General features: G+C 48.8%; 10 protein-coding genes and 1 riboswitch. Of the genes, 5 read left to right on the top strand and 5 right to left on the bottom strand.

The window, feature by feature from the left end:
• Positions 1–35: 35 nt before the first annotated feature.
• Positions 36–1,217 (top strand): YhgE/Pip domain-containing protein, encoded by a 1,182-nt coding sequence (locus BBG47_RS00740; RefSeq protein WP_254659712.1) that lies wholly within the window; start codon positions 36–38, stop codon positions 1,215–1,217.
• 112 nt (positions 1,218–1,329) lie between these two features.
• Here the strand turns inward: BBG47_RS00740 and BBG47_RS00735 are convergent, their stop codons facing one another.
• The 4 genes from BBG47_RS00735 to BBG47_RS00720 form a co-directional block, all read right to left on the bottom strand.
• Complete coding sequence (locus BBG47_RS00735) at positions 1,330–2,427, bottom strand: iron-containing alcohol dehydrogenase family protein (RefSeq protein WP_065290113.1); 1,098 nt, start codon at positions 2,425–2,427, stop codon at positions 1,330–1,332.
• Positions 2,428–2,432: 5 nt separating this feature from the next.
• Positions 2,433–3,278, bottom strand: a complete 846-nt coding sequence (locus tag BBG47_RS00730; RefSeq protein ID WP_021254809.1) for a MetQ/NlpA family ABC transporter substrate-binding protein — start codon at positions 3,276–3,278, stop codon at positions 2,433–2,435.
• A 140-nt stretch (positions 3,279–3,418) separates the two neighbouring features.
• Complete coding sequence (locus tag BBG47_RS00725) at positions 3,419–4,084, bottom strand: methionine ABC transporter permease (RefSeq protein ID WP_065290112.1); 666 nt, start codon at positions 4,082–4,084, stop codon at positions 3,419–3,421.
• Positions 4,074–5,087: a methionine ABC transporter ATP-binding protein gene (locus BBG47_RS00720; protein ID WP_065290111.1), complete on the bottom strand. Its 1,014-nt coding sequence runs from the start codon at positions 5,085–5,087 to the stop codon at positions 4,074–4,076. Before BBG47_RS00720 ends, BBG47_RS00725 begins: the two co-directional genes overlap by 11 nt.
• A gap of 95 nt (positions 5,088–5,182) precedes the next feature.
• Positions 5,183–5,290, bottom strand: a riboswitch (SAM riboswitch).
• Positions 5,291–5,934: 644 nt separating this feature from the next.
• On the opposite strand from BBG47_RS00720, the gene gnd reads away from it, so the two are divergent.
• From gnd to gntK, 4 genes are all read left to right on the top strand, one after another.
• Entirely contained in the window at positions 5,935–6,834 is a 900-nt protein-coding gene (gene gnd, locus BBG47_RS00715) for a phosphogluconate dehydrogenase (NAD(+)-dependent, decarboxylating) (RefSeq protein ID WP_021259604.1), read from the top strand.
• Positions 6,835–6,974: 140 nt separating this feature from the next.
• Complete coding sequence (locus tag BBG47_RS00710) at positions 6,975–7,652, top strand: GntR family transcriptional regulator (RefSeq protein ID WP_028532157.1); 678 nt, start codon at positions 6,975–6,977, stop codon at positions 7,650–7,652.
• A 128-nt stretch (positions 7,653–7,780) separates the two neighbouring features.
• Complete coding sequence (locus tag BBG47_RS00705; RefSeq protein WP_065290110.1) at positions 7,781–9,142, top strand: GntP family permease; 1,362 nt, start codon at positions 7,781–7,783, stop codon at positions 9,140–9,142.
• A gap of 34 nt (positions 9,143–9,176) precedes the next feature.
• Entirely contained in the window at positions 9,177–10,724 is a 1,548-nt protein-coding gene (gene gntK / locus BBG47_RS00700) for a gluconokinase (RefSeq protein WP_065290109.1), read from the top strand.
• Positions 10,725–10,818: 94 nt separating this feature from the next.
• On the opposite strand, the gene fabF is transcribed toward gntK, so the two are convergent.
• Positions 10,819–12,054 (bottom strand): beta-ketoacyl-ACP synthase II, encoded by a 1,236-nt coding sequence (gene fabF, locus BBG47_RS00695; RefSeq protein WP_065290108.1) that lies wholly within the window; start codon positions 12,052–12,054, stop codon positions 10,819–10,821.
• Positions 12,055–12,144: the final 90 nt, after the last annotated feature.

Genomic DNA, 12,144 nt, shown 5'->3' with positions numbered 1-12,144 from the left:
TTTATTGATTAATAAATAAATATTAATAATGAGGTGTGTTAATTCATGAACAAAATGTCTGTAAAATCCACTTTTCTTCACCTATTCAGTCGCCGTCAGTCATTATCGGCCTTATTACTGCGCTTACTTTTCAAGTACTGTTCAGCCTGATCTGGCTAACCGGGTACGATCATTTGACAGACAATGTGAATCGGTTAGCCATTGCCGTAGTGAATGAGGATCAAGTGGTTGGCAAGCAAGCGGTGCAATCGATTATGGGGAAGCTGCCATTTCACATGAAAGAGGAGGCGAGTCTTGATCAGGCTATGACACAGCTTGAAGAACGCAAGGTGCAAATGGTTATGCATATTTCAGGGAATTTCTCTAAGCAGCTAACGGATCCGACACAGAAAGCTGTCATCACGTATGCTGTGAACGAATCCAATCCAAGCATGGTCAAAAGTGTAATGCAATCTGTCTCCAGCCAAATTACGACTTCAATCAATGAACATGCGGTTCGTACGGGCATGACTCAAGTACTGGAGCAGGTACATGTTCCACAGTCGCAGGCAAGCAGCCTATCCGAATCCATGTCTGCACGCGTCGTAGCCGAAATGAATAACGTTCATCCCATCTCGAACTTCTCGTGGACGATGGTTCCCATGATGCTGCTGCTGGCTTCCTTCGTTGGCTGCATGCAGTTCACCATGGAAATGAATAAGGCTGCCAAAGCTATCAGACAAAAATGTGGCCAATGGACACTCCTGACAGCTCGCTCCCTGCTCAATATTGTAGCCTCCCTGATCATTACAACGGTTGGCACGGGAATGGTGGCGCTGATGGGGGTTCATTCCCAACAAGGCTTCGGTATGATGTGGCTGTTCCAACTCGCTTACGTCATTACGTTTCTATTTGTCGCTCAGCTGTCCTTTTACATCTTTAGCGATGCCGGTGCATGGGTCAATATTGCGTTGCTATCGATCCAGTTGATCACCTCGGGAGCACTGCTGCCGCGCGAGCTGCTGCCATCTTTCTATCAGAAAATCAGTGAATTCTCCCCTGGCACCTATGCCGTAACTGGCATTATGAACTTAGTGAACGGGGGTCCAGCTATATCAGATTCAATCCATGCGCTCTTGCTTATCTTGACTGCGGTCATCCTACTGACGACTGTTATTGTTGGAGGGGTAAAGTTATTGCAGCGCAAACCGAAAGAACATGGACAGCTAGCTTCGTAAGCAAACTTATATATGATGCGTAGACACAACGAGATACCGCGAAACACGCATTACATGACAATAAAGCGCCATCCGCCGCATTTTTACGGACAGATGGCGCTTTATTCCTTCCTCACGATACAATTTGCTCCAGCTTCACGATTGCCTCATATACCTCGTCCGAGGTTACGCCTTCCGGCCTCATCAACTGTATGGATTCCTGTGGGAGAGTCGTTTGCCGCGCAATGCTCTCCAACGTTGGACGGTCTTCCACAGATAATACAAGGTCACCTAATCGATAAGGTAAGCCCAAATCTTCGTAGAACGGCAGCAAATTCTTCACTTCCGCAACATTATCCTCCAGCACCAATTGAACGAGGATGCCGTACGCGACCTTGTCGCCGTGCAGCAAATGATGTGTCGCTGGCGCAGCAGTGAGACCATTATGAACCGAGTGTGCTCCAGCTATTCGACCAAGATGATCGCCGAAGCCGCCAACAAGGCCGCCTGTCATAATGATCGTCTCCGCTACCTCTACGAACGCATCGGATAGCTGCTTCTGCTCTGCGTCGTGAATGCTCTGCCGTCCATGTTCCAGAAGTGCAGTCTGGCATAGACGAGCCGTAAGATGCGCAACCTGCACAGCGGCTGAACGATGCTTCAAACCACGAATGAGTACATCCGCCTCATACCATTTCGCTAATGTATCGGCAATCCCTGCGCGCAGATAATCAACAGGTGCATGCAAGGCTATGCGTGGTTCAAGCAGCACCATAAGTGTGCTTTTCGGAAATACGGTATAGCGTGTGAATTGTCCTTCTTCGTTATAGAACACGCTGAGCGGCGTCCATGCTGCGCAATTCGAGGCGAGCGTCGGCACGAGAATCGTATCCAGCCCCGATGTATTGCCTGCTGCCTTGACCAAGTCCATTACCTTGCCTCCGCCGAGTCCAAGAATGGCATCCGCTCGTTCAGCCTGGGCATAGCATGCAATCCGATGCGCTTCCTGCAATGTGCATTCCCCTTGATAACGGAGATATAACAGTGTTGTGTTCGTCTCCTTCGGCCAATAGGGCTGCGCCGCCTCCAAGGAGCGATCACCATGCACGACGATCACTCGCTTGCATTGATACGGTGCCAATAATGTATCTAGCTTGTCCAAAATGCCCGCTTCACAATGATAGACTGCCGGCGTACCTCTAACGACGATAGCTTGCTCTTCCTTCGTCATCGATGTCACTTCCTTTTCAGCATCCACTCTGGTTTGCCGAAGCCTTTGAACTGTTCATCTATTGTTTTCTCGAATTCGGCGGATTCAACAGCTTCCTTCAAGTCCTTCGCGAATTGCTTGTCCAAATCAGCTGTATTCACAACGACACGATTGCGGTAATCATCCGGCATATTTTCGAGCTTCAGAGCATCGAGCAGGTTCATTTTCGCAGCAAGTGCGAAGTTGCCCGGAACAAGAGACAGGTCAGCGCTGTCTACTGCGCGCGGAAGCTGAGCAGCCTCGATTGGCTGTAGAACAAGATGCTTCGGATTGTCCTTCACGTCCTTCTCCGATACACGCAGTGGATCGATGTCCTTATTCACTGTAATGAGTCCTGCATCTTGCAACAATCCCAATGTACGCGCCAGGTTCGTCGGATCGTTCGCAATCGCTACTGTACTCCCGTCAGCAACTTCATCCAAAGATTTGAACTTGGACGAGTAAATGCCCATTGGAGCCGTCGGTACGGAAATAAGCTCGGACAACTCAATTTTATTTTCTTTCGCGAAGTTCTCCATGTAGATTTTGTGCTGGAACAGGTTCGCATTCAAATCTCCATTCGACAATGCCAAGTTCGGCTGCACATAATCTCCGAATTCAACCAACTCAATGGAATAGCCTTTCTTCTCCAATATCGGCTTAATCGCCTTCGTTATCATATCGCTATAAGGGCCTGCTGTTGCGCCGATCTTGATTGCTTTGCTTTCTTCCTGCTTTGCGTCTCCTGAACCCGTTGATGCGTCTTTGCTGCCGCATCCGGCCAGCAAGCCAATTGCTAGAATAAGAGAAAGAATGAGAGCTGTTTTCTTCATGTTGATGACCTCCGTATATGTTTTTAGTAAAGGTTTGGTACCTTATGTCCCTTTTTCAGCACCAAGAAGGTGGCGTGATCTCGGAGCATATTCTTCTGTCGCTTCCTAAGGGATGACTTCAATGATTAACAGCGAATGCATTATCGCTTGTCTACTTTCTTCGCTATAAAGTCTCCGCCGTACTGAATGAGCTGCACAAGGCAGATCAGGACAATCACGGTTGTGAACATGACCGTATTGTCGTAACGGTAATAACCGAACCGAATCGCCAAATCACCGATTCCGCCTCCACCGACTGTACCGGCCATTGCCGAATAAGCGACGAGGCTGATTGCCGTAATGTTCACGCCTTGCATGATGCCTGGCTTCGCTTCAGGGAGAAGTACATCCCTAATGATCATCCACGGTGTTGCACCAATGGAGATTGCCGCTTCGATGACACCTTTGTCAATCTCGCGCAGCGCCGTCTCTACCAAGCGGGCGAAGAACGGAATTGCCGCAATCGAGAGCGATACAGAAGCAGCCGTCGGTCCTATCGTTGAGCCAACAATGAGCTTCGTCAAAGGCAGCAGTGTCACCAGCAAGATGATGAACGGAATTGAGCGAATCATGTTGACGATGAAGCCTAATACATTTTTCGTAAATGCATTTTCGAGGAATAGCCCCTTATCGGTTACAAATAACAGAATTCCAATGGGAAGACCCAGAATTATGGCAGCAAACAGCGAAATTCCAACCATATAGAGCGTCTGGACAAATGCCTTGCCCAAGTCCGGCAGCAGTTGGATGATCGAATCACTCAGCATGATGGATGACCTCCAATCGATAGGTTCGTTCTTCGATGTAGTCGAGTGCTTGCCGCAGCTCTGATACTTCTCCATTCAGCTCCAAGATCAGAATGCCTAGCGGGTTGTCATGGATGTATTCAATTTTGCCATGCAAAATATTTGCTCTAACCTTGAAGTTCGTCATTACATCAGTAATGATTGCTTCCTCCGCTTGCGGCGCCACGAAGTGAATCTTCACGATCGTTCCTTTGCAATGCTGAATCAATCGTTCTGGAAGATTGAATTGGAACAGACTGCTGATGAACGAGCGCGTCATCGGATGCTGTGGATCAGAGAAAATGTTATATACCGGCCCCTCTTCTACCACATTGCCGTTCTGCATCACCGCCATCCGGTCACAGACGTCCTTCACCACTTCCATTTCGTGCGTAATCAATACAATCGTCAGGTTAAGCTCGCGATTGATTTTCTTCAGCAGCTCCAAGATTGACTGTGTCGTCTCAGGATCCAGCGCAGACGTTGCTTCATCGCACAGCAGCACATGCGGTTCATTCGCCAGCGCTCTGGCAATGCCTACTCTCTGCTTCTGACCACCGCTGAGCTGAGCAGGATATACATCTCGCTTGTCAGCCAAGCCGACCATTTCAAGCAATTCAAGGACACGCGGTTCAATCTCTGCCTTCGACTTGTTGTTGGCCTTCAGAGCAAATGCAATATTCTCAAATACCGTCTTGGAGCGGATAAGATGAAAGTGCTGAAAGATCATGCCGATCTTCAGTCTTGCCTGTCGCAAGCTCTCTCCTTGCAGCTTCGTCAAATCAACGCCATCGACGAGGATACTCCCAGATGTAGGTTCCTCCAACAGGTTGATGCAGCGCAGCAACGAGCTTTTCCCAGCACCGCTTCGTCCGATAATCCCGTAAATTTCTCCCCTATTGATTCGAAGAGAGACGTTATTTACGCCGATGACGGTCGATGTCTTGCTTCGATACTCCTTAACCAAACTCCGAATTTCAATCATTTCACACACCCCGCCATTCTGTTGCTATCACCTGGATGAAAACTAAAAAGCCTCTTTCCCTAAGAGAGAAAGAGGCTGAATTGGCAGTATCGCCACACTTATCTCTCAGAATGGAATCATTCCGTAGGATTTAGCACCGTTTACTCACAGGTAAGGTTGCCGGACGTCATAGGGCCTAGTCCCTCAGTCGCTCTTGATAAGGTAGTATGAAGTTGTCATTTGTTGTTGAAAATATTACATCTGAAAATATGAGTTGTCAACAATATTTTCATTTCACTTTCAGAAACAGTACTTCAACAAACAGAAATAGACCGCCCTAGGTTAAAGGATGCGGTCTATTTTTGCTCCAAAAAGCCTTCCGCCCTTAAAAGCGGCTATTGTGTAGGGTGTAGGAGTCGGTTGCAGCCGACTCTTTATTTATTCTTATTATAGCACTGGGAATATATACATGATCACAAACAGAATACCTTACATCACATCATTTACTTTGGTATCCTAACACATCAACACATTCTCTGAATAATCGTTAATGTCTTCGTGATCATGATGATAGCTGGAGAGATGGATTGAATTCCCCTTTTCAATTAGCACGATCGTCTGCTGGCTGACATGGACGGCGTTGGCTAATTCCTGCTATGTCATGTTTTTATCCACACTTACTATATAGATACATAATTTCCGCCACTAAGAATCACTCTAAAAGAGACAGCATACCCCTGAGCCGAGATACAGCGCTTACAATTTCCACTTTACAGATAGGCAAGAAGACAGTAAGATAAGATCACACTAAGTTGTATACAAGTATACTTGTTGTACTTTACAGCATGATCACAGGAGTGAATACAGCATGAAATTAGGCATGATTGGCCTTGGAAAAATGGGTTTCAACCTCGTAGATAACATATTGCAGCACAAGCATCAGGTAGTCGCTTTTGATGTAAATGCTGAACAACGTCAAAAAGCAGCTGACCTAGGAGCAATTCCTGCAGATACAATTGAAGAACTCGTATCGAAGCTGGATGCTCCCAAGATCATCTGGATGATGGTTCCGGCTGGAGAAATCGTGGATCAAGTGGTAGACACACTGCTTCCTCTTCTCTCTCCAGGTGACATTGTCATTGACGGAGGAAATTCACATTATAAACAATCCATCGCTAGAGGCGAGAAAGTGCATGCACTGGGTGCTCATTACTTCGATATCGGAACATCCGGCGGAGTATCTGGCGCAGCTGAAGGCGGCTGCTTCATGATTGGCGGCAACCAAGAAGTATTCGCTACACTTGAGCCACTGTTCAAGGACATTGCGGTAGATCAAGGATATTTGTATGCAGGCAAGAGCGGAAGTGGACATTTCCTGAAAATGGTTCACAACGGTATTGAATATGGAATGATGCAGGCGATCGCGGAAGGCTTCGAAGTATTGGACAAGAGCGACTTCGATTTCGATTACGAACAAGTTGCACGCGTATGGTCTAACGGATCGGTTATCCGCAGCTGGTTGATGGATCTGACGCAAAATGCTTTCTCCAAAGATCCGAAGCTGGACAGCATTCGCGGCGTTATGCAAAGCTCTGGCGAAGGCAAATGGACAGTGGAAACTGCACTGGAGCTGCAAGCAAGCGCACCAGTTATCGCGATGTCCCTCTTCATGAGATATCGTTCGCTTGAGTCCGATTCCTTCCACGGTAAGGTAGTTGCTGCACTGCGCAATGAGTTCGGCGGACATCAAGTGGTAACGAAGGAATAGTCATTTCCTATTTCGATAGCGAAGATAGAATCACCACAAGCCCGATGCTCGCGCCATGCAGCACTGTGGTACAATCAGAACCAAATCTGTTAAGTGAGATATGGGTTCAGGAAACCAATCATGAGGAGAGTTCACGCATGATACACTATCCGAAACAGTGGCTGCAGGGCGCATCCCTTGGGGAATCCATCGCCTGTGAGCTGCGATTGCAAATTATTAACGGCTCCATCAAGCCGGGCGAAATTATATCAGAGAATCGAGTGGCTGCCGACTTCGGCACCAGCCGCTCTCCCGTTCGCGAAGCATTGAAAACGCTCTCTAACGAAGGGCTTATTCGCTTGGAGCGCATGGGGGCTGTTGTCTTAGGGCTTAGTCTTATCGATGTCGAAGAGCTGTACGATGTTCGCTATCTCATTGAGAGCTTTGTCCAGCAGCGGCTCGCCATCGTGAACACAGATGGTCTGATTCTGACGCTTCTGCAGATTATCGACAAGATGGAACTCGCGGTTAAGTACAATGATGCCGTTGAATTCGCATATCAGGATTTATCGTTCCATGAAGCGATCATTGCTGCAGCGGAGCATAAACGGATCATGCATCTGTGGACGAGCATTCGACTGATCGTAAAGACCGTCATGCTGATGACAACGGAAGAAATATTCTCTGAGGGAGAAGCGAAGCTGTTCACTGTAATTGAGAAGCACCGTACGATCGTAAGAGGACTCCAGTCGAAGGATACTCATACGATCCAGCAGGTTGTCTCAGCCTACTTCGCCGACTCGAACCGTACCTTGCATGTCAGCTTGCCGCATTCGTAACGGCAAGCTGCAAGGATACAAAGTTTTTTTAATTCAAGTTGTCGACAAGTATTCAAGTTTGTTTTGGAAACGCTATATTTGGAATCATTCATAACAATCGGCACTCTTCAAAAGGAGGCTCGTACATCATGAGCACACTATTCGGAATGAGTCACAATGTTACATTACTATTTTGGACACTTCTTACCATCGTATTTCTCATTGTGTTCATTGCCAAGCTGAAATGGAATCCTTTCGTGACGTTGCTTATATCAGCATTAATGCTCGGTCTGTTAACAGGCATGAAACCGCAAGATGTTGTGCAATCGGTTACACAAGGCCTTGGCGGCACACTTGGCACGATAGCCATCGTCATTGCGCTCGGTACCATGCTGGGCAAGATGATGGCGGAATCAGGCGGTGCAGAGCAAATCGCCACTACCCTTATTGATAAATTCGGAGAATCACGCGTTCACTGGGCTATGCTTCTTGTTGGTTTTATTGTAGGTATCCCAGTATTTTTTGAAGTTGGCGTTATTTTATTAATTCCAATTGTGTTCACTGTAGCACGCAAAACAAACAAATCATTGCTGCAGATCGGTATTCCAATCTTGGCGGGGCTATCTACCGTACATGGACTCGTACCGCCGCATCCGGCACCGATGATTGCCATCGACGCTTATCAAGCGGATCTCGGTCGTACGATTCTCTACTCTCTGCTCGTCGGAATACCAACAGCAATTATCGCAGGGCCGCTATTCGGCAAATTCATTGGTAAACGCATTCAATTACAGCCGCCAGCGAAGCTCGCTGAGCAATTCGCGCAGAAGAGTGATCGACCGCTCCCAAGCTTCGGCATTACGCTGTTCACCATTTTGCTGCCTGTCATTCTTATGCTGATTGGCTCCGTCGCAGACATCGTCGATCCTGAAGGCATTAGCAGCTTAGCCGTACTGTGCAAATTCATCGGCCATGAAATTATCGCGCTTCTGATTGCAGTCGTCTTCTCCTTCTTCTCGCTCGGTTATGTGCGCGGCTTCAAGAAGGAAGAGATATCCCGCTTCACCAGCGAATGTCTCGCTCCTACCGCAACGATCATTCTTATCATTGGCGGCGGCGGTGCGTTCAAGCAAGTACTCATTAACAGTGGTGTTGGCGGTGCGATCGCAGAGCTTGCCACACAAGCGAACATTAACGTCATACTATTCGCTTGGTTCGTCGCAGCATTGATTCGTGTCGCAACTGGCTCTGCAACCGTTGCCATGACGACCGCTGCTGGTATTGTTGCTCCAGTACTGGCGATGACTCCAGGTGTTCCTGTAGAATTGGTTGTACTGGCAACCGGCGCAGGCTCGATCGTTCTGTCCCACGTCAATGATGCAGGGTTCTGGATGGTGAAGGAATTTTTCAACATGTCCGTCCCAGAGACACTTAAGTCATGGACAGTGATGGAGACGATTCTATCTGTCGTCGGATTAGCATTGATTCTGCTGTTGAGCACAGTAGTGTAACATATATGGCAATGAAAGAAAGAAGGTTATTCCTATGAATCATCCCAACTACATGATCGGAATCGATATGGGAACGACGAGCACGAAGGCAGTCGTATTCGAAGAGAATGGCAAAGTCGTATCCACCGGCAGCCAAGGCTATCCACTGCATACACCGAACGCAACGATAGCCGAGCAGGATCCGGAACGGATATTCCAAGCCGTTGTCTCTTCTGTCAAGCAAGCGATTAGCGCTGCGCAAGCCCGGCCTGAGGATATACTGTTCCTGTCCTTCAGTTCGGCGATGCATAGCCTCATCGCTGTCGATGCAGAAGGCCATCCGCTCACCCCTTGCATCACGTGGGCAGACAATCGGAGCAGCAAGTATGCAGCCCAGCTCAAGAAGGATCCGCAGGGACATGCCTTATATTTGCGGACAGGCACTCCCATCCATCCGATGTCCCCGCTTACGAAGTTGATGTGGATGCGGCATGAAGCTCCGGAATTGTTAAATAAGGCGGCTAAATTCATTTCCATTAAGGAATACGTACTCTTCAAGCTGTTCCATACGTATGTTGTCGATTACTCGATCGCGTCTGCTACCGGGATGATGAATTTGCAGCAGCTCGCTTGGGATGAAGATGCGCTTGAACTTGCGGGCATATCGACTGACAAGCTATCCGAGCTCGTTCCTACTACGCATCAGCTAACAGGAATGGATGAAGTCTACGCGCGGGAGATGGGACTCTCCCCTGCTACCCCAACGATTGTGGGAGCCAGTGATGGTGTGCTCTCCAATCTTGGTGTAAATGCGATCGAGCCTGGTGTTGTTGCAGCAACGATTGGAACGAGCGGCGCGATCCGTACCGTTGTGGATCAACCGCTTACCGATCCGAAGGGCAGAATCTTCTGCTATGCCCTGACAGACAAGCACTGGGTCATCGGCGGACCTGTGAACAATGGCGGCATGCTGTTCCGCTGGGTACGCGATGAACTGGCCGCTTCTGAGGTTGAAGCAGCGAAGCGGCTTGGTATTGATGTCTATGATCTGCTTACTCGCATTGCCGAGCAGGTTCAGCCGGGGGCAGACGGGCTGCTCTTCCATCCTTATCTAACTGGCGAACGAGCTCCGCTCTGGAATGCGGACGCGCGCGGCTCCTTCTTCGGCCTCACTATGCATCACAAGAAGGAACATATGATTCGTGCCGTGCTGGAAGGCGTCATCTTCAATATGTACACGGTGTTGCTTGCAATGGAAGAGCAGATGGGACGCCCTAGCAAGATTCACGCCACTGGCGGATTCGCTCGTTCACCGCTCTGGCGGCAGATGATGGCCGACATCTTCGATCAAGAAGTTGTCGTCCCTGAGAGCTACGAGAGCTCCTGCCTTGGTGCTGTTGTGCTTGGTCTATACGCAACTGGAAGAGCCGATTCACTCCGTATCGTATCTGATATGGTAGGCGCTACGCACAAGCATGAACCTAATCCGGAGCATGCAGCGATTTATCATGAACTGCTTCCGATCTATATCTCGATATTCCGCAAGCTGGATGAAGAATACGAAGCGATTGCCCGCTTCCAACGTAAGCGTCTTGAATCCTAAGCCTGCTGATAAACGCCAAGCCCCTGAATTTGCGGATATGCCGCAAGTCAGGGGCTATTTTGTACCGAACCGATTATCCGGTTATGCGTCTCAATCACTCATACTTCTTCAACACGATCACGGCATTATGACCGCCAAAGCCGAAAGAATTAGACAGTCCCACCTTCACATTGGCCTTGCGTGCTTCATTCGGCACATAATCCAGATCACAGTGCGGGTCAGGGTTCTCAAGGTTAATCGTCGGCGGAATCATTCCCTCCTGTAAGCTCTTCACGAGCGAAATGGCCTCTACTCCCCCAGCAGCACCCAGCATGTGACCCGTAATGGACTTATTTGCTGTTATCGGAATCCGATAAGCATGCTCGCCGAACATTCTTTTAATCGCTGTTGTCTCTGCCAGGTCGCCAACCTCCGTACTCGTTGCATGCGCGTTAATGACATCTACATCCTCGGCAGACACAGATGCATCCTGCAGAGCCGTTCTCATCGCAAGATAGGCACCTCGCCCTTCAGGATGGGTCGCAACAATATGGTAAGCATCCGAGCTTATCCCATATCCAATAACCTCCGCATAGATTCGTGCCTTTCTACGCAAGGCATGCGACAATGATTCCAGAATGAGTATGCCCGCGCCCTCAGACATGACAAATCCATCCCGCTCCGCATCGAAGGGCCGACTGGCCTTCGTCGGATCATCATTCCTTGTTGATAGTGCCGTTGCATTACCGAAGCTGGCTAGCGATAAGTCGGTAATAGCAGCTTCCGTTCCGCCTGCAAATACAATGTCTGCTCCTCCCGAGCGAATGAGCCGGAACGCCTCGCCAATCGCAGTATTGCCGATCGCACAAGCAGAGACATGGGACATCGTAGGGCCCAGCGCTCCCCATTTGATGCTGATCTGTGCAGACGCTGCATTCGCCATCATGGCTGGCACCAAGGTCGGACTGACCCTCCCTGGACCCCTGCTTCGCAAAATATCGACATTTTCAATCAAGGATTCAATTCCGCCAATGCCTGACCCCACGTAGACACCTAAGCGCTCAGGGTCAATCTGATCCAGCACCAGCCCAGAATCCGCCCATGCCTGCTCTGCGGCAGCAAGTGCAAATTGAGTAAAGCGATCCAGCCGTCTTGCCTCTTTGCGTCCAAGAAGTCCATCTGCATCGAACTCGCGCACAAGACCGGCAATTTTCGTTTTATGACCACTCACGTCAAATGTATCAATAGAGGATATCCCTGATTGTCCAGCAACTAAGTTCCTCCAAAACGTCTCTACATCATTTCCTATCGGGGAGATAACCCCCATTCCTGTAATCACTACGGGTTCCAACTCTAATTCCTCCTCACAGACCGTGATCGCACAAGCCTCTATAACGACACTGTCTTCATTGTGAAATATGAATCTACCTAGCTAATTGGA

Origin of the sequence: Paenibacillus sp. KS1, assembly GCF_001680695.1 — a bacterium.
GTDB classification, from domain to species: Bacteria; Bacillota; Bacilli; order Paenibacillales; family Paenibacillaceae; genus Paenibacillus_B; species Paenibacillus_B suaedae.
The sequence above is the reverse complement of the archived record's forward strand: the minus strand, read 5'-3'. Positions and strand labels throughout refer to the sequence as shown.